The sequence below is a fragment of the Bacteroides gallinaceum genome (assembly GCF_030373775.1).
Lineage (GTDB): Bacteria > Bacteroidota > Bacteroidia > Bacteroidales > Bacteroidaceae > Phocaeicola > Phocaeicola excrementipullorum.
In genome coordinates this window covers 1-18,856 of sequence record NZ_JAUDEN010000020.1, presented here as the reverse complement: position 1 = coordinate 18,856, position 18,856 = coordinate 1, and the positions used below count along the sequence as shown (strand labels likewise).

Annotated in this window: 16 protein-coding genes, 1 tRNA gene and 1 pseudogene; 11 read left to right on the top strand and 7 right to left on the bottom strand. The window is 46.9% G+C overall.

Translation table 11 applies throughout. From position 1 onward, the window contains the following. Both QUW60_RS11270 and QUW60_RS11265 read left to right on the top strand, forming a co-directional pair. The gene (locus QUW60_RS11270; protein WP_289560564.1) at positions 1-945 is read left to right on the top strand and encodes a glycosyltransferase family 8 protein; all 945 of its coding nucleotides are present in this window, start codon (positions 1-3) and stop codon (positions 943-945) included. Beyond that, positions 930-1,745 (top strand): glycosyltransferase family 2 protein, encoded by an 816-nt coding sequence (locus QUW60_RS11265; protein WP_258339167.1) that lies wholly within the window; start codon positions 930-932, stop codon positions 1,743-1,745. The genes QUW60_RS11270 and QUW60_RS11265 overlap by 16 nt, the downstream gene beginning before the upstream one ends. Positions 1,746-1,750: 5 nt before the next feature. On the opposite strand, the gene QUW60_RS11260 is transcribed toward QUW60_RS11265, so the two are convergent. Then, positions 1,751-2,719 carry a capsular polysaccharide synthesis protein gene (locus tag QUW60_RS11260; RefSeq protein ID WP_289560561.1) on the bottom strand — a complete coding sequence of 323 codons (969 nt, stop codon included), beginning with the start codon at positions 2,717-2,719 and terminating at the stop codon, positions 1,751-1,753. 408 nt (positions 2,720-3,127) lie between these two features. Beyond that, complete coding sequence (locus QUW60_RS11255) at positions 3,128-4,483, bottom strand: purple acid phosphatase family protein (protein ID WP_289560559.1); 1,356 nt, start codon at positions 4,481-4,483, stop codon at positions 3,128-3,130. Positions 4,484-4,573: 90 nt separating this feature from the next. On the opposite strand from QUW60_RS11255, the gene QUW60_RS11250 reads away from it, so the two are divergent. Next, positions 4,574-6,544: an LTA synthase family protein gene (locus tag QUW60_RS11250; RefSeq protein WP_289560557.1), complete on the top strand. Its 1,971-nt coding sequence runs from the start codon at positions 4,574-4,576 to the stop codon at positions 6,542-6,544. Between the two features lie 80 nt (positions 6,545-6,624). Here QUW60_RS11250 and typA read toward each other — a convergent pair whose 3' ends face one another. After that, the gene (gene typA / locus QUW60_RS11245) at positions 6,625-8,430 is read right to left on the bottom strand and encodes a translational GTPase TypA (RefSeq protein ID WP_289560555.1); all 1,806 of its coding nucleotides are present in this window, start codon (positions 8,428-8,430) and stop codon (positions 6,625-6,627) included. A 122-nt stretch (positions 8,431-8,552) separates the two neighbouring features. Here typA and rpsO point away from each other — a divergent pair, with 122 nt between their 5' ends. Both rpsO and QUW60_RS11235 read left to right on the top strand, forming a co-directional pair. After that, positions 8,553-8,822: a 30S ribosomal protein S15 gene (gene rpsO, locus QUW60_RS11240; RefSeq protein ID WP_258339172.1), complete on the top strand. Its 270-nt coding sequence runs from the start codon at positions 8,553-8,555 to the stop codon at positions 8,820-8,822. A 372-nt stretch (positions 8,823-9,194) separates the two neighbouring features. Then, entirely contained in the window at positions 9,195-9,368 is a 174-nt protein-coding gene (locus QUW60_RS11235) for a hypothetical protein (protein WP_289560552.1), read from the top strand. 360 nt (positions 9,369-9,728) lie between these two features. On the opposite strand, the gene QUW60_RS11230 is transcribed toward QUW60_RS11235, so the two are convergent. After that, positions 9,729-10,091: a winged helix-turn-helix transcriptional regulator gene (locus QUW60_RS11230; protein ID WP_258339173.1), complete on the bottom strand. Its 363-nt coding sequence runs from the start codon at positions 10,089-10,091 to the stop codon at positions 9,729-9,731. Between the two features lie 173 nt (positions 10,092-10,264). After that, positions 10,265-10,336 (bottom strand) — tRNA-Arg (locus QUW60_RS11225). A 176-nt stretch (positions 10,337-10,512) separates the two neighbouring features. Between QUW60_RS11225 and QUW60_RS11220 the strand changes: the two genes are divergently transcribed. The 3 genes from QUW60_RS11220 to QUW60_RS11210 are packed head-to-tail and all read left to right on the top strand — an operon-like array spanning position 10,513 to position 14,001. Next, complete coding sequence (locus tag QUW60_RS11220) at positions 10,513-12,360, top strand: 2-oxoacid:acceptor oxidoreductase subunit alpha (protein ID WP_289560544.1); 1,848 nt, start codon at positions 10,513-10,515, stop codon at positions 12,358-12,360. 18 nt (positions 12,361-12,378) lie between these two features. Further along, positions 12,379-13,389, top strand: a complete 1,011-nt coding sequence (locus QUW60_RS11215; protein WP_289560542.1) for a 2-oxoacid:ferredoxin oxidoreductase subunit beta — start codon at positions 12,379-12,381, stop codon at positions 13,387-13,389. Between the two features lie 36 nt (positions 13,390-13,425). Next, complete coding sequence (locus QUW60_RS11210; RefSeq protein WP_289560540.1) at positions 13,426-14,001, top strand: hypothetical protein; 576 nt, start codon at positions 13,426-13,428, stop codon at positions 13,999-14,001. Positions 14,002-14,070: 69 nt separating this feature from the next. Here the strand turns inward: QUW60_RS11210 and upp are convergent, their stop codons facing one another. Then, positions 14,071-14,724, bottom strand: coding sequence for a uracil phosphoribosyltransferase (gene upp / locus QUW60_RS11205; protein WP_289560538.1), 654 nt, complete (start codon positions 14,722-14,724; stop codon positions 14,071-14,073). Between the two features lie 287 nt (positions 14,725-15,011). Between upp and pckA the strand changes: the two genes are divergently transcribed. The 3 genes from pckA (at position 15,012) to pdxT (ending at position 18,300) form a co-directional block, all read left to right on the top strand. Continuing rightward, positions 15,012-16,616: a phosphoenolpyruvate carboxykinase (ATP) gene (pckA, locus tag QUW60_RS11200; protein WP_289560535.1), complete on the top strand. Its 1,605-nt coding sequence runs from the start codon at positions 15,012-15,014 to the stop codon at positions 16,614-16,616. A gap of 234 nt (positions 16,617-16,850) precedes the next feature. Further along, positions 16,851-17,726, top strand: a complete 876-nt coding sequence (gene pdxS, locus QUW60_RS11195) for a pyridoxal 5'-phosphate synthase lyase subunit PdxS (RefSeq protein WP_258339180.1) — start codon at positions 16,851-16,853, stop codon at positions 17,724-17,726. A gap of 4 nt (positions 17,727-17,730) precedes the next feature. Further along, positions 17,731-18,300, top strand: a complete 570-nt coding sequence (gene pdxT / locus QUW60_RS11190) for a pyridoxal 5'-phosphate synthase glutaminase subunit PdxT (RefSeq protein ID WP_258339183.1) — start codon at positions 17,731-17,733, stop codon at positions 18,298-18,300. A gap of 174 nt (positions 18,301-18,474) precedes the next feature. Here pdxT and QUW60_RS11185 read toward each other — a convergent pair. Then, a pseudogene (locus QUW60_RS11185) lies at positions 18,475-18,856 on the bottom strand (Fic family protein); the annotation flags it as partial.

Sequence of the window (18,856 nt, the reverse complement as noted above, 5' to 3'; positions counted from 1 at the left end):
ATGGAGAAAGGAATTATACATGTAGCTTGCAATATTGATGCTTCGTATGTGAAGTATTGCGTGGTTATGCTGACTTCTTTGTTTGAAAACAATGCGGATTCATCTTTTCATATCCATGTAATCGCCTCGGAACTGCCGGATGACTCTAAGAAAATATTACATGATTGGATTGAAGGCCGGTATCACCAGACCTTGTTTGTTTATGAAACAGGAAATGCCTTGTTGGAAGGATGTTCCATTTATGGAGAGAGCCACATCTCGCTGGCTACATATTATCGTATTTTCTTGGAGAGCATTTTGCCCCGTTCTATAAACAAGGTTCTTTATTTGGATTGTGATCTGATTGTGAACGGTTCGATAAAGGAACTTTGGAGTACAGACATTACTGATTATGCGGCAGGTTGTGTGGAGGATATGTGGAGTGGAAAACCGGACAATTATGAACGCTTGCATTATGCTTCTTCATTTTCGTATTTCAATGCTGGAGTATTATTGGTTAATCTGGAATATTGGCGGAATATCCAGTTCCAGAAGGTGGCGGAGAAATATATCTCAGAGCATATGAGTGAACTCGTTTTTAATGATCAGGATGTGCTGAATGCATTGCTTCATGACAAAAAGCTTTTTCTTCCTTTTCGCTACAATGTGCAGGATGGATTCTTGCGGAGGAAACGCAGGATTCGTCCCGAAGCCATTCCGGATTTGGAGAAAGAACTGCTTCATCCGGTAATTGTCCATTACACAGGAGGAAAGAAACCATGGCAATACAAGTCCCAGCACCCTTATAAAGGATTGTATTTTCATTATCTTGACATGACTCCATGGAAAGGGGAACGGCCGGACGTACCTTTTTTATATAAAGTGAAGCGAATGGTTGACAGATTGCTTTATGCGCTTCAATTGGCTAAACCGAAATATAGAAAATATTTATGCAACGAGATCTGATATCAATCGTAACGGTTTGTTTTAATGTGGAAAAGACACTTGCCCGGACGATGGAAAGTGTGTTGGAACAGACATACCGTCCTTTGGAATATATTTTGATTGACGGTAAGTCAACGGATAAGACTGTTGATGTAATATTGTCAATTGAGCCTTTATTTAGAGAGAAAGGTATCAAATTGCGTTGGCTGTCAGAAGCTGACAAGGGGATATTTGATGCTATGAACAAAGGAGTCTGTTTGTCTTCCGGGAGATGGGTTAATTTTATGAATGCAGGGGACATTTTTGTGGATGGAGAGGCAATAGCCCGTTTATTTGCTGCTGAGATCCATCCAAATACGAAAGTTGTGTATGGTGACACTTTGCGTCAGAAATCCTATGCGATTGTTCCGGCTAAAGGAAATATACCTGAAGTAACTCCAAAGCTTATGCCGGCATGTCATCAGTCGATGTTTGCAGATACGGAGGAAATGAAAGCTCATCCGTTTGATCTCTCTTATCGCCTGGCTGCTGATTATCATTTTATTTACAACTTATATCAAAGAGGAGGGCGGATGCAATATATTCCGGTAGACGTTTCGCTGTGCGAAGCGATAGAAGGAGTGTCCTCTGTGCATAAATTGGATGTGAAGCGTGAGTGCGCACGCATTCGGGGGATTGATCATACGTTGAAATGGAAACTGTCGCTCTTGAATAAAACCATCTCATATGCAGTCAAGCATTTGGCAGATAGCATTGTTCCTTCCTCTTTGTTGATGAAGATAAAACGTAAAAATAGACAGCGATTAGAACATAGAGCCTGATCTTTTTATGGAATATCTTTTATCAGATATCCGTAGATGGTTTGTTTATGATCTGCCGTATATGTTGTATACTTTATTTTATAGTTGAGCTTGTGGAATGTTTGTTGATGGCATAATTGTGTGAAATATTCTTTGTCATATGGTTTGTCCAGATTTTGTTCCATATCGAATATCTTATAATGTTTGGGAATTGATTCTAACAGAACGTTGATATAAGGCGAGTTCTGTCTGATTATGTATATAGCATAGTCTATCAGAAAATAGTCTATGAGCCTGTTCTCTTTTTTCCAGTATTCGAAGAAAAAGTCACGGACAAAGCCGAATAATGGTTCCTGAGGATATCCTCCAAGGAGAAAGCCGCTCCATTTGGCTTGAGATACAAGCTCTGTGTCGATATTGGGGGCTACAGAGAACAATGGGCTGTCAAATATTTTATCCTTCAGAGGTCTGCTGACATAGATCGTGGCATCTAGCCATAAACCTCCATGCTCATATAGAAGAGCCATGCGGATTATGTCAGAAAAGTGTGTAAATGAAATGTTGCCTTTCTTTACCTTTTGTAAAATGTATGTGGGTATTTGAATATATTGATCAATGCTTTCTTCTGTTATGAGGTGTACGGGATGTTCACCGGCATTTTCAAGTAAGGATTGATAACATGACCGTACGATTGGAGGCATTTGTGATTCACCTTGCCACCAGCAAACCCATATGGGCGCTTCCTTTTTGGCGATTATGGGGTGAGAAACTGATTGGACCGACAGACTGTATTTTTTTATCAAGGTTGCATATTCTTTTTCCAAAAAGTTTATGATAGCTTCATGCTTTCTCCAGCAACGCGCTAGCTTATCTTTCTTCTTTCCCCAATGAGGTATGATAACCATTTCATAAACATATGGTAATCCTGCTACACTACAGACATTTTTGATGTCATTGATGCGTTGCTTTATTTTTCGTATAAATTTTATTCTCATGACTTTATTCTTTCAAAAATATGATTGCCATTTTTTGCCAGACATCCAAGTATAGAGCAAACTTTGCATATGCAGTTTTGTCTTTAGGTGTAATAGGAAATATATGTTTTGCCAGAACATGGAAAGTTCCATAGGCCCTAATTTATTTTCTGTTAGCAAAAATACAAAATCTTTGGACTTTTCTGTTATGAAAGCCTCTTTATTTCATGGCGTTTGGCATTAGATAAGCCTTTCAGGAAAGGACTGTTTGTCTGGAGGTAAAGCGTTGTTTGTAGAAGCCGGTTGTCAAAACACTTTGAATATTTTCAGAAACCAACACATGTTGTGCTTTGCCTAAGAATGTCATACATTGATGGTGTAAATGACATGTTTGTTTTGTCCTTCTGGTTTCGTCGTGTCTTGCCGTTCCTATATCTTGTTTTGTTTATACTTGTTTATCCGTTCCATATACCTGCAATCTTTCTCGCTTCCGTTCGATTTGAATTCCAGGTATTCCGGAATGTTTTTGCCGTTATCGATAATGGATGTGCCCGACGCGTTCTTTACAATGTCTAATGAATCATACAGTTCTCCGCTGGGGAAACGGTAGGCATTGACGCTTAATGTGTCGCCGTGCGCACGGACATATTGGTAGAAGCGGCTTTCGATGCCAAACTTGTCGAAACGTCCGTCAAAGTCAATCCGATAACTTTTAGGCGAGCAGTGGCTGACTGTATAGACCGGTGTTGTGGCTTTCCCGTTTTCATCATGCATGGTCATCCTTGCGTAGGCATGTTCGTGTCCTTGGAGTACGAGATCGACGTGGTATTTTTGTATCAGCGAATTGAACATGGTGCGCTGCATCATGTTGTTATGTTTTCCTTTGATAGAGTAAAGAGGGTGGTGCAGTACGACAATCTTCCATTGTGCATCACTCTTTTCAAGTTCTTCTTTCAGCCATTGCCTTTGTGTCCATAGATAAGGAAGTTCCCTGTTGCTGTCGAGCAGAAAGAACTGCATATTGTTATATTTCAAGGTATATACTTGGTTCTCCCCGATCATGGAGTCCAAAAAATAAGAAAAGACGAGTGAATAGCGTTTCTCCAATTTGCGGATAACGTATTTCAGGTATTCATGATTGCCGGTTACGTTTACAACGGGATAGTGCTGGCGGATGGAGTCCAGGCCGTCGAACGTTTCCTGCCAATAAGCATCTATGGGGCGTTCGGTCAAATCCCCTCCAAAAACAAAGAATTCGGTTTGGGGGTGTTGTGCCAATGCCGTTTTCAGATATTGGTTGGCAACTCCATTGATTGTATCCTGTACGTCGCCGGTATAGATGAATGAGAAATCTTTCTTTGTCGACAGGTTGTGGGTGCGGAAGTTATGCCATTCAGAGTATATCCCGTTGGTGCATACCCGATAGCTGTAATAACAGTCAGGTTTCAGGTTGCGCAGTCGGGCCACATAATAGGCCGCTTTGCCGCTTCGTGATTGGAATATTTCACCTTGTGCCGCAACACGCATTGTATCTTTTGCTAAAGTATCTGCCAGCTCTGCAAACGAAGAATCTGCAACCGTCGAATCACATTGCCAGCTTATATTGCGGGATAGCTGGTCTTTGTCGCCGAATGTCAGCATGATTCTTCCCGGCTCTTTTAGCGGAGCATAAGGCGGTTCCTCGGGATTTCTGAACCAGGCATCCCAACGGGAATTTATCCAAATGCCGAGCCCTGCCAAGATAATGACGGCTATGCCTGTTCTGATCAGTCGCTTTGTTTTCATATTCTTCAGTTTAGAGAGGCAAATATACGAAGTTATTCAAAATATAATTACTTTTGTAGCCTTATAATTCAACCTGAAAGGAGTGGAAATATGAAAAAGGATGTTTTTTCGAATGTACTGACATTGGTATGGAATCTGTTGTTGATCTATATCTGTTATTCATTGTGCCGCCTGGTATTTTTGCTGGTCAACTGGGACACATTCAGCGGGCATATGAATTTCAGCTACGCATTGAGTCTGTTTGGGGCTGGCATTATTTTTGATACGAGCGCCATTCTTTATAGCAATGCTTTGTTTATCTTTCTGTTTCTTTTTCCCCTCCATTGGAAAGAAAATGCAGCCTTTTATAAAGTGGTCCGCTGGATATTTACGGTAGCCAACACATTCTTCCTGATCACGAACCTGATAGATTGCGTATATTATCGTTTCACCGGCCGACGCACCACGATGTCTGTGCTTCAGGAGTTTCAGCATGAGAAGGGCAGCAATATCGCATCTATATTTATGGATGAGTTTGTCGCCTATTGGTATCTGGTCCTTTTGGCGGCAGTTCTGGCTTTCGCCGTTTATAAGCTGTATCGTTCTCCCAAAGTATTTCCGGTGCGTAACAAGCTGGCTTATTATATAGTTCAAACGGCGGCTTTGCTTGTTGCTGTTCCTTTTACGGTGTTTGGGATGCGAGGCGGAATGACCACTGCTACACGCCCCATCACGCTCAGCAATGCCAATCAATACGTTAACAGAGCTCAAGATGCAGGTCTGGTGTTGAATACGCCTTTTTCAGTGTTCAGAACGTTGGACAAGAAGTCATTTGTTGTTCCGGATTACTTGCCGGAGTCTGAAGCGGAGGCTCTGTTCGCTCCCATCCATATGCCTGCTGATTCTGTCTCATTTCGTCCGATGAATGTGGCGGTGATCATTTGGGAAGGCTTCAGCAAGCAACATGTAGGATCATTGAATCCTCAGCTTGAAGACGGACATTATAAAGGATATACTCCCTTTGTTGATTCTTTGCTTACGAAGAGTGTCACATTTGAGTATTCTTATAGTAACGGGCGCAAAAGCATTGACGGGATGCCGTCGGTGCTTTCCTCTATTCCTAGTTTTGTAGAGCCTTTCTTTTTGACGCCATCCGCATTGAATGATGTGTCAAGTGTGGCCGGAGAGCTGACAAGGCACAAGGGATATACGTCTGCTTTCTTTCACGGGGCGATGAACGGGTCGATGGGGTTCGAAGCCTTTGCCCGCGCTGTCGGCTTCCAGAAGTATTTCGGACGTACGGAATATAATGAGGACCCGAACTATAACGGAGATGCTGACTTCGACGGAACCTGGGCCATATGGGACGAAGAGTTCTTGCAGTTCTACTGCGACCGCATGTCAGAAATGGAAGAACCTTTTGTGACATCTGTGTTTACGGCGTCTTCGCATGGGCCTTTTGTGCTTCCAGAGCGTTATAAGGGGGTATTTCCCACGGGCGAGGATCCGTTGTTTGAAACGATTGCCTATGCGGATTACTCTCTCAAGCGTTTCTTTGAAAAGGCCTCAAGGCAGCCTTGGTTCAACAATACCCTGTTTGTCATTACAGCCGACCATACCAGCGGTAACAGTTATCCGGATTATGTGACGGATTTGGGATACTACAAGGTGCCGATCATCTTTTATGCGCCGGGAATGCCGGAGCTTCGGGGACTGGATCGAGAGAAGATTGCCGAGCAGATTGATATCATGCCGACAGTGCTGGGCCTGCTAGGGTACGACCAGCCGTATGTGGCTTTCGGACAGGACATCTTTCACACATCTGCTGCAGACAAATATGCAGTGAATTATCTTCCGGCAAGCGATGTATACCAGTTTCTTAAGGGCGACTATCTGATTCAGTTTGACGGGACGAGCGTGACCCATGCCTATCGCTTCCGTACAGATGCGCTGATGCAGGATGATGTGAAGCAGACAATGCCCCAAGATACATTGCAAATGATGGAAAATCAGTTGAAGTCAATCATACAGCAGTACATGAAGCGGATGAGCTCGAACGAGCTGGTGTATCGCGGGCGGTGACATCCTGGGCTGAAAAGACAGAGGCGCGCAAGGACAGTGTTTTTCCCTTGCGCGCCTCGATTCTTTTTTATGACGGCTTGTTATGCGTTCTTGTTCGCGCGTTTGCGTTCTGTTTCGTCCAGAATGATTTTGCGCATACGCATGCTCTTCGGAGTTACTTCCACGTATTCGTCTTCCTTGATATATTCGAGCGCCTCTTCCAGAGAGAATACCACCGGAGGGATGATGCGGGCCTTGTCGTCCGAACCCGAAGCACGCATGTTGGTCAGCTTCTTTGATTTGGTTACGTTGACCACCAGGTCATTTTCGTGTACATGTTCACCCACTACCTGTCCGGCATATACCTCTTCCTGCGGATAGATGAAGAAGCGTCCGCGGTCCTGCAGCTTGTCGATGGCGTATGCGAATGCTGTTCCGCCTTCCATGGCAATCATCGATCCGTTGGTGCGGCGCGGTATGTCGCCCTTATACGGCTGGTATTCCTTGAAGCGGTGCGCCATGATTGCTTCTCCCTGCGATGCGGTCAGCACGTTGGTGCGCAGGCCGATGATTCCTCGTGACGGAATGTTGAATTCGATGTTCACGCGGTCGCCCTGCGTTTCCATCGAAACCATTTCGCCTTTGCGCCGGGTTACCATATCAATCATCTTGCTGGAGAATTCTTCGGGCACGCTGATGGTCAGCTCTTCAATCGGCTCGCATCTCACTCCGTCGATTTCCTTGAAGATTACTTGCGGCTGGCCTACCTGCAGCTCATAGCCTTCGCGGCGCATGGTTTCGATCAGTACCGAAAGGTGAAGCACACCTCGTCCTGAAACGATCCATTTGCCGTCCTCGTTTTCGGTCTTGCGTACGCGCAGCGCCAGGTTCTTGTCGAGCTCTTTCATCAGGCGGTCGTGAATGTGGCGTGAAGTCACATATTTGCCCTCCTTGCCGAAGAACGGAGAGTCGTTGATGGTGAACAGCATGCTCATGGTCGGCTCGTCGATTGCGATCGGCGGCAGCGGTTCCGGATTTTCAAAGTCGCAGATGGTGTCGCCGATTTCGAAGCCTTCCACTCCGATGACGGCACAGATATCACCCGATGAAACAGACTGCACCTTCTTGCGTCCGAGTCCTTCAAAGGTGTGTACCTCCTTGATTTTTGTCTTGAGCATCCGTCCGTCGCGTTTTGCCAGCGTTATGTTCATTCCTTCGCTGATGGTTCCGCGGTGTACGCGTCCTACAGCGATACGTCCTGTATACGAGGAGTAGTCGAGCGAGGTAATCAGCATCTGGGGAGTTCCTTCCAGCTGGTGCGGAGCCGGAATGTATTTTACGATTGCATCAAGCAGCGGTTCGATGGTTCCGGTAGGGGTTTTCCAGTCTTCGCCCATCCAGTTGTTCTTGGCCGAGCCGTAAAGCACGGGGAAGTCCAGCTGGTCTTCCGTGGCGTTGAGGCTGAACATCAGGTCGAACACCATTTCGTATACTTCCTCCGGGCGGCAGTTGGGCTTGTCCACCTTGTTGACGACAACAATCGGCTTCAGTCCGATTTGCAGCGCCTTCTGAAGCACGAAGCGTGTCTGCGGCATCGGCCCTTCAAAGGCGTCTACCAGCAGGATGCATCCGTCGGCCATATTCAGAACACGTTCCACCTCGCCTCCGAAGTCGGCGTGTCCCGGAGTATCGATGATGTTGATTTTTGTACCTTTGTAATTGATGGAAACGTTTTTTGAAAGAATCGTTATACCTCTTTCACGCTCCAGGTCGTTGTTATCCAGCACCAGTTCGCCGTTGGTCTGGTCGTTGCGGAACAAGTGTCCCGCCAGCATCATTTTATCTACCAGCGTTGTCTTTCCGTGGTCAACGTGGGCAATGATGGCAATGTTTCTAATGTCTTGCATACTATACCTATTATTTGCGCGCAAAGTTACTACTTTTTTCTGAAAAAGCATTGTCGTTTAAAAGATTATCCTTACCTTTGCAACCGCAAAATTAAAGTTACAAATAATTTAAAGTCAAATTTATGTATTTAGATTCAGCTAAAAAGCAAGAAATCTTTGAAAAGTACGGAAAGTCTAACACTGATACTGGCTCGCCTGAAGCGCAGATAGCATTGTTTTCATACCGTATTTCTCATCTGACAGAGCACTTGAAGCTCCACAGAAAAGATTATACAACGGAAAGATCTTTGACCAAGCTGGTAGGTAAGCGCCGTGCGTTGCTCACTTATCTGAAGGATCGCGATATCGAGAGATACCGTGCGATCGTTAAGGCTCTTGGTCTGCGCAAGTAATTTTGCTGCTTGCCGCAAACGGAAAAAGGCGGTCAGCTTTTCCTTGGTGGAGAGGCGGGCCGCTTTCTTTTTTAAGAAACTGTTTTGAATTTATCGTGTGCTGATTTGGGATGAGTTTTTGAGGCATTTCCGTTTGTGTGATGAGGAAGATAGCGGGCTATCTGACGAAGAACAGAAGCGGAAAAGACCAAAAAATAGCCCAAAGCACACACGAAAACGAACACATCAAGCCAAGAAAAACTTTTTGGAGAAATTCAAAACAGTTTCTAAGTTCTGCTTATGTCCATGTCATACGCCGCATCGTTTGGAATGGCGTGAATGTGTCATTCTGACAAATTGACAAAAAGAACGGCTGAGAATCTTTTATTCGGAATGGAATCAGGGCTTGCCCGGAAAAATTGCAGGGAGAAGTTGACCGGAAAAAGCGGATTGCTTTTCATGCGCCTCTTCCCGCGTCTTTCTGTCGGCTGGGGGCTTTATGCTCTTCCTTTGTGTGATGTGCAGGTGCGTACCGGTGTCTTTTTTGACAGGTTGCGCGTCTGCTGATATACGCCTGTTCCGTAAGGGAAGGATGCGTTTTCGTTGGCTGAAAAGACGTTTCGGGAAGCCTTCTGCAAAATGTTTCGTCATTTGATGCGGCATGTCCCGTCATTTTGCGGAAGATAGCGGGTTGTTTTACACGAAATGTCCCGTTGTTTTTCGGAAGAAACGCCGGTGTCTGCCCGCTTTATAGGGCTTCTGAGGGGCTTCGGCATTTGCATTTGTTAAGGATTTGCCTCCAGATGGAGGAAAAATGAAAAGGAAAGTGTCAGGAAAAATGCGCTTTTTGTGTCTTTCTGCGCAGGATAGAGCCGGAAGCGAATCATCGCGGATTCGTTTTTCCGATGCGGCGTGCAGGGGGATGTGTCATTTGCTGCGGGCTGACTTCTCTCTGTCTTCCATTATGGCGTCCTTGTTTTCCGATGCCCATTCAATCAGTGCATTGAGGTGGGGAAGCAGCGAGCGCGTCCGTAGAGTCAGCGCATACTCAACTCTCGGCGGGACTTCCGGATAGACGGTCCGCGTCACGTAGCCGTCTTCTTCCAGTGTCCGGAGCGTTACGGTCAGCATTTTTTGGGAGATGTCGGGGATTGCGCGTTGCAGCTCCTTGAAGCGCACCGCTTCTTTGCCGGTTCTGTCGAGCGTATAGATGACCAGCAGCGACCATTTGCTGCTGATTCTTGCAAGGACATTTCGTATCGGGCAGTCCGGAAATACGGCATCTTTCATTCTGTTTCAAGTTTAAATGTTCTGTCCAAAGCAATTCTGCCGGAGCCCTTTCGACGCGGTTTTCCCGGCCTTTCTTTCATGCAAGGACTGGATGTTCGGCGGGCATCGTCACGCAAAAGAGCCTCATTTTCATGGGATAACGGCACTGAATCCGCCGCACGGGTGTTCTGTTGTAGCTCCGAGGGGAATCGAACCCCTATCTAAAGTTTAGGAAACTCTTGTTCTATCCGTTGAACTACAGAGCCTTTTTGCAAAGGTACGTCTTTTTGTTGATATATGCCTAATGTTTTGCAGAAAAAACTTTTCATCGCATCAGTCTGTTACTGATTGCGTAAAATAACTTCCTTTTTATTTTGTTTTTTGCCGGAACTTCGCCATTTTTGTAGCTCGTTGATTTGTAAACTTTAAAATAAAATACAATATGGCAGAAGAAAATGTAATCAAAGAGCTGGATGATGTGGTAGTCCGCTTCTCGGGCGACTCCGGCGACGGTATGCAGCTTGCCGGCAACATGTTCTCGAACATTTCAGCTACGGAAGGAAATGATATCAGTACGTTTCCGGATTATCCGGCCGACATCCGTGCCCCGCAAGGCTCGCTGACAGGTGTGTCGGGATTCCAGGTGCATATCGGGTCGGGAAAGGTGTATACGCCCGGCGACAAGTGCGATGTGCTGGTGGCGATGAACCCCGCTGCACTGAAGACACAATACAAGTTCTGCAAGCCGCAGGCTGTCATTATCATCGATTCGGACTCGTTTACGAAACGTGACTTGGAAAAGGCGAAATTTGAGCTTGAAAATCCGTTTTCAGAACTCGGCATAAAGAACGAAGTGGTTGAAGCTTCGATAACCACCATGTGCAAGGAGAGCCTCAAGGACAGCGGACTGGACAACAAGTCGATCCTCCGCACCAAGAATATGTTTGCGCTGGGACTGGTGTGCTGGCTTTTCCATCGCGACCTGTCGATTGCCGAAAAGCTTCTCCGCGAGAAGTTCGCCAGGAAACCGGCCATCGCCGAGGCGAACATCAAGGTGCTCAACGACGGATACCACTTCGGTGAAAACACACATGCTTCCGTGTCTTTCAGCTATATGGTGCCGAGCAAGGAACAGAAGCGCCCCGGACGCTATATGGACATCAACGGAAACAAGGCTACGGCTTACGGCCTGATGGCTGCTGCGGAAAAAGCCGGGCTTCAGCTTTATCTGGGATCTTACCCCATCACTCCGGCTACAGATATCCTGCACGAGCTCGCCAAGCATAAGTCGCTGGGCGTTAAGACGGTGCAGTGTGAAGATGAAATCGCGGGATGTTCTTCTGCCGTGGGAGCGGCATTTGCAGGCGCATTGGCCGTAACCACTACATCGGGACCCGGAATCTGTCTGAAGAGCGAAGCGATGAACCTGGCGGTCATCACCGAACTTCCGCTGGTGATTGTGGATGTGCAGCGCGGAGGTCCTTCTACCGGATTGCCCACCAAGTCGGAACAGACCGATCTGCTTCAGGTACTTTACGGGCGCAACGGCGAGAGTCCGATGCCGGTCATTGCGGCTTCTTCGCCTACCGACTGCTTTGACGCCGCCTATACTGCCTGCAAGATTGCGCTGGAGCACATGACTCCCGTGGTTTTGCTCACCGATGCGTACATCGCCAACGGTTCTGCCGCCTGGCGTCTGCCGGATCTGGACGAGTATCCCTCCATCAACCCTCCGTATGTCACTCCCGACATGGCAGGAACATGGACGCCGTTCATGCGCAACCCGGAAACGGGTGTCCGCTATTGGGCGAAGCCGGGCATGGAAGGATTCATGCACCGTATCGGCGGACTGGAAAAGAGCAGCGAAACGGGAGCTATTTCTACAGAGCCGGAAAACCATCACCTGATGACGCAGCTCCGTGCCGAAAAGGTGGCCAAAATCGCAGATGCCATACCTTTGCTTGAAGTGGAGGGAGATCCGGATGCCGATTTGCTGATTATAGGCTTCGGAGGAACCTACGGGCACCTGCATTCGGCTATGGACGTGTTGAATGCGCAGGGGAAGAAGGCGGCTCTTGCTCATTTCCGCTTTATCAATCCGTTGCCGAAGAACACCGAAGAGGTGCTGCGCCGTTATAAGAATATTGTGGTGGCTGAGCAGAACATGGGCCAGCTTGCCGGCTATCTGAGAATGAAGGTGGAGGGTATCCGTCTGCATCAGTTCAATCAGGTGAAGGGACAGCCCTTTGTGGTGCAGGAGCTGGTGGACGCTTTTTCCAAGCTATTTTAAATAAAGGAGGGACTAATCATGAACGAAACGAAATATACAGCAGCAGACTATAAATTCGGACAGCCACGCTGGTGTCCGGGGTGTGGCGACCATGCCTTTCTGAACTCTTTTCACAAAGCGTTGGCAGAGATTGGAGTGCCGCCCCATGAAATTGCGGTGATTTCCGGCATCGGATGTTCTTCGCGCTTGCCTTATTATATGAACACATACGGGATGCACACCATTCACGGGCGTGCGGCCGCCATTGCCACCGGGGCGAAAGTGGCTAACCCGGGTATTTCCATCTGGCAGATTTCGGGTGACGGCGACGGCCTGGCTATCGGAGGAAACCACTTCATTCATGCTATCCGCCGGAATGTGGACATTAACATTGTACTCCTGAACAACCGCATCTACGGACTGACCAAAGGGCAGTATTCTCCGACTTCGGCGCGCGGGTTTGTCAGCAAGTCTTCTCCTTACGGAACCGTGGAAGATCCTTTCCGTCCGGCCGAGCTTTGTTTCGGCGCGCGCGGACGCTTCTTTGCCCGTTGCGCGGCAGTTGACGGAGGTCCTTCGGTAGAAGTATTGAAAGCGACGGCGAAACATAAGGGAACTTCGGTGGTTGAGGTGCTGCAGAACTGCGTCATCTTCAATGACGGCACGCACAATGCAGTGGCCAAGAAGGAAGACCGCGAGAAGAATGCCATCTATCTGGAGCACGGCAAGCCGATGCTTTTCGGTCCGAACCGGGAATACGGACTGGCTCAAGAAGGTTTCGGCCTGAAAGTGGTGAAGCTGGGCGAGAACGGTGTGACCGAAAAGGATATTCTGGTTCACGATGCGCATTGCGAGGATCATACGCTTCAGCTGAAGCTGGCTCTGATGGAAGGTCCGGATTTCCCTATAGCATTAGGCGTGATCCGTGATGTGGAGGCTCCGACTTATGATGAAGCCGTGGAAGCTCAGATTGAGGAGGTTGCCGCAAAGAAGAACTATCATACTTTTGCCGAGCTGCTTGACACGAATGACACGTGGGAGGTGAAGTGACGGCATGCAAGGATTATTGTCAAAACAAGCATGGCTATGATGAAGAAACTGTTGGCATTTATGGCTCTCTCCGCAATGTTTGTGGCTGGTAAGGCTCAGGCTGTTTCATCCTTTCCTTATGAGCCTGAATTTATAGGCGAAACCAACCTGCTTAGCATTGCAGGCACTGACACTGTTGCTGCACCTTTGGAAAAGAGCTGGGGCAAGATAAAGTCGAAGGCGGGTGCCTCTTTGTATCTGACAGGGATAGGCTCGGTGAAAACAAGAATCCATGTGGACGGCGTTACGTCGTCGTGCGTCGCCAAACCCGGCTGCACGTACAGGCTGATTGTGAAGGCGGCTGACAACAGGCAGGATCCGAATTCTTTTATCCAGCTGATACGCTTTGAACAGAAGAAGAAGGAAAGACGCTGCGAGATTGGAAAAATAAACACATTCAAAGGCAGCTCTTCCGGAATAGAGCAGCTGGTTGATTACCAGGCCAAGCGTTATGGAGAAAGTTCTTATTTGTTGTCCATTGATCCCGGCCCTGGAGAATATGGCGTTCTGCAGTCAAATCCTGAATCAAAAGATGAAAAGGCGTTGATGGTATATTGCTTTACGGTTGAGTGATATGTCGTTTTGCATAAACTGATAATAGAGCCTCGGCAGGGTTGGAATCATATCCTGCCGAGGCCTTTTTTATTCTTTTTCTCCGTAGCACAAATCTCCGGCATCTCCAAGTCCCGGAACAATGTATGCATGTTCGTTCAGTTCAGGGTCGATGGTGCCGCACCACAGTGTGGTCTTGTCTTCCGGAAACACTTTCCGGATATGCTCTGCGGCCTGCTGGCTGGCTATGACAGATGCGATATGGATGTGGGCAGGCTGTCCTTTGGTCAGCAGGGCCTCGTAAGCATACTCCATTGATGCCCCCGTGGCAAGCATGGTGTCAGTAAGAATCAGTGTCTTTCCGTCCAGGCGTGGAGAAGCTATATACTCGATGTGGATGTCGAAATGCTCTTCGTCCGTATATTTCCGGTATGCGGAAACAAAAGCGTTCTGCGCATGGTCAAAGTAGTTCAGGAAGCCTTGATGGAGCGGAATCCCGGCGCGAAGGATCGTTGCGATTACAGGCTGCTCGGCCGGCACGTTCTCGATGGCTGTAGACAGGGGAGTTTTTATGGCTTTCGGGCCGTATAAAAGTTCCTTGCTGATTTCGTACGCCATGATTTCACCGATGCGCTCGATATTTCTGCGGAAACGCATGCTGTCTTTCTGTATGTCCACGTCGCGCAGTTCAGACAGGAACTGGTTCAGAATCGATTTGTGAGTGTTGAAATTGATGATTTTCATAATTGTGTTTCAACTGATAAAATTGTCAGGGTTTGATGTTTTTTCCGACTGCAAAGAAACGAAATAAAATTGATTTGCTAACTGGATTTGTCAAATTTGTTACACAAGTATAAAACTTTGGATTATTACGGATTTTTTTCAGTAATAAGTTCTTTGAATAAAAAAATAACTGCTACTTTTGTAGCGCCAAAAGGAAATAGAAGATGTTGTTGAGCATCTTTGTAAAGCCTTGATAAATAAAAATGCAAATAAACATTTGATATAATAACCAATTAATCAATTGAAAAATGGCAAAATTAGATCTTACTAAGTACGGTATCAATGGAACCGTAGAAATCGTACACAATCCTTCTTACGACGTATTGTTCGCTGAAGAAACAAAAGCTGGTCTGGAAGGCTATGAAAAAGGTCAGGTAACTGAACTGGGTGCAGTAAACGTAATGACCGGTATCTACACAGGTCGTTCTCCTAAAGATAAATTCTTGGTAAAAGACGCTACAAGTGAAAACACTGTATGGTGGACTTCTGAAGAATATAAAAATGACAACAAGCCTGTTACTACTGAAACTTGGAACGTATTGAAAGACTTGGCTGCTAAAGAACTTTCAAACAAGAAGTTGTATGTAGTTGACGGTTACTGCGGAGCCAACCCTGCAACTCGCCTTTGCGTGCGTTTCATCATGGAAGTTGCTTGGCAGGCTCACTTCGTAACTAACATGTTCATCCGCCCGACAGCTGAAGAACTGGAATCATTCGAACCTGACTTCGTGGTTTACAATGCTTCTAAGGCTAAAGTTGAAAACTACAAAGAACTGGGCTTGAACTCAGAAACAGCTGTTGTATTCAACCTGACTACTAAAGAACAGGTTATCCTGAATACTTGGTACGGCGGTGAAATGAAGAAGGGTATGTTCTCAATGATGAACTACTTCAACCCGTTGCGTGGTATCGCTTCTATGCACTGTTCAGCTAACACCAACATGGAAGAAACTGACTCAGCTATCTTCTTCGGTTTGTCTGGAACAGGTAAGACTACTTTGTCTACCGACCCGAAACGTAAATTGATCGGTGACGACGAACACGGATGGGATGACGAAGGTGTATTCAACTACGAAGGTGGTTGCTACGCAAAAGTTATCAACCTGGATAAAGAATCAGAACCGGATATCTACAACGCTATCAAACGCGACGCTCTGTTGGAAAACGTTACAGTTGCTGCTGACGGTAAGATCGACTTCGCTGATAAGAGCGTAACAGAAAACACTCGTGTTTCTTACCCGATTTACCACATCAACAACATCGTTAAGCCGGTATCTAAAGGTCCTCACGCTCACCAAGTAATCTTCTTGTCAGCTGATGCCTTCGGTGTATTGCCTCCGGTATCTATCTTGAACCCGGAACAGGCTCAGTACTACTTCTTGTCTGGATTTACTGCAAAATTGGCAGGTACAGAACGTGGTATCACTGAACCGACTCCGACATTCTCTGCTTGCTTCGGCGCTGCTTTCTTGACTCTGCACCCGACTAAATATGCAGAAGAACTGGTTAAGAAGATGAACAAGGTTGGTGCTAAGGCTTACTTGGTTAACACTGGCTGGAACGGTACTGGCAAGCGTATCTCTATCCGCGATACTCGTGGTATCATCGACGCTATCTTGGACGGTTCTATCGACAAAGCTCCGACTAAGACTATCCCGTACTTCGACTTCGTTGTTCCGACTGAATTGCCGGGCGTAGATCCGAAGATCCTTGACCCGCGTGACACTTACGCTGACGCTGCTCAGTGGGATGAAAAAGCTAAAGACTTGGCTGGCCGTTTCATCAAGAACTTCACTAAGTTCACAGGAAATGAAGCTGGTAAGGCTTTGGTTGCTGCTGGTCCGAAATTGTAATTGCCAATTTCAATCAGATAAATACTGGGGGCGTGTCTGGGGCACGCCCTCTTTTTGTTTTGTGAAATAGAAAATGTATTCTGGAATCAGTCCTGGCGCGCCTTGGCGAAGCAGGAGCCTGATGGAACTTCCTTGTTTTCGTCGGGAGATTGCAAAGTTTCTTATCTCTTGCTTGTTATTCTGGAATATATTTCCCTATATTTGCGGCGTTTATCAATTTAAATAACTCTTGTCATGAAAAACGAAAGATATGAGCTGAATAAGAACTTGGCTCAAATGTTGAAAGGTGGTGTGATTATGGATGTAACCACCCCTGAGCAGGCTAAAATAGCCGAACAGGCAGGTGCGGTAGCTGTCATGGCGCTGGAGCGGATTCCGGCAGACATCCGTGCGGCTGGCGGAGTTGCCCGTATGAGTGATCCTAAAATGATTAAAGGCATTCAAGACGCAGTGAGCATTCCGGTGATGGCCAAAGTCCGTATCGGACATTTTGTGGAAGCTCAGATCCTGGAAGCGCTTGAAATTGACTATATCGATGAGAGCGAAGTGCTCACTCCTGCTGACGGGGTGTATCATATCGATAAAACCAAGTTTAAAGTGCCGTTTGTGTGCGGGGCAAAGAATCTGGGCGAAGCATTGCGCCGTATTGCGGAGGGAGCTTCGATGATCCGTACGAAAGGGGAGCCGGGAACTGGCGATGTGATTCAGGCGGTGACTCATATGCGGAGCATGATGCGTGATATCCGTCGGATACAGGCATTGGCTGAAGACGAACTGTATAATGAAGCGAAAGAGCTTGAAGTGCCTTTGGACTTGCTGCGTTATGTGCATGAGAACGGAAAGTTGCCCGTAGTGAACTTTGCAGCCGGAGGTGTGGCTACTCCTGCAGATGCGGCTTTGATGATGCAGCTGGGAGCTGAAGGCGTGTTTGTAGGTTCAGGTATCTTCAAGTCAGGAAATCCTGAAAAGAGAGCGCGCGCTATCGTGCAGGCCGTCACCAACTATACCGATGCGGCTTTGCTTGCGGAAGTTTCTGCCGACTTGGGTGAGGCGATGGTAGGAATCAATGAAGACGAAATCACTCTGTTGATGGCCGAAAGAGGTAAATGATATGTTGAAAATAGGTGTATTGGCATTGCAGGGAGCTTTTGCAGAACATGAAGCCATGCTCGGCCGATTGGGAGTAGAGCATTTTCAGATACGTCAGAAAGAAGATCTCTGTGTGCCTATGGAGGGGTTGATCATACCGGGCGGCGAGAGTACTGCCATCGGCAAACTTATGGACAGTTTGGATATGATGAGTGAGCTGCGTGAGAGGATAGGGGCAGGACTCCCTGTGTTTGGAACATGTGCCGGAATGATTCTGCTTGCTAAAGATGTGGAGAACGACTCCAGGCGTTTTCTTCAGCTGATGGATATTTGTGTAAAGCGTAATGCTTACGGCCGTCAGTTAGGCAGTTTCTTTACGGAGGACGAATTTGCAGGGAAGCGCATTCCGATGACCTTTATCCGTGCTCCGTATATTGAACGGGCGGGAGATGGAGTTGAAGTCTTGTCTGCTGTAGGAGGGCACATTGTGGCTGCTCGTGAGCGGAACATGCTGGTCACCTCTTTCCATCCGGAACTTGGAGAAGACACCACAGTTCATTCTTATTTTATAGAGAATATGGTCAGGAAAGCGTAATGCTTTCCTGATTTTTTTTTGTAAGATTCTTTACCGGGCGAGTGATATGGAGAATATGCTTCAGGAGAATTGCGGGGAAGCATATATGAGCAGTAAATAAAAGAAAGGCGGAACAGTTGTGTGGCATAGGTTCATCAAAACCGCACATAGCCTTTCTGCTTGTATGATGAATAATTATAAATCTTCAGGCATGGGAATGACGAGGATAGACTCACTGCACCGTATTCCGTAGGATACGTCACGAACCCGCCCCTTCTTGGGTATCAAAATGCCTTTCTCTACCAGATCTTTTATATCACGTGCAGCCGTGTCAGGTGATACCTTTGCACGTTTTGCCCAGTTCTTAGCCGTCAGTTTGCCGGGATAACCGTCCAAATATAAATTCAAGACTTCGCGTTGTCGTTCGGACAGGACTGTTTCGGCATGGGTTTGCCAGAATATGGCCTTGTTAAGAACCTTTGACAATGTTTCGTCGGATTGCTCGACAGAACGGAGCAGACAGTCAAGATACCAGATAATCCATTCAGTAATTTCGCAATCTCCCTTCTGCGTTTTC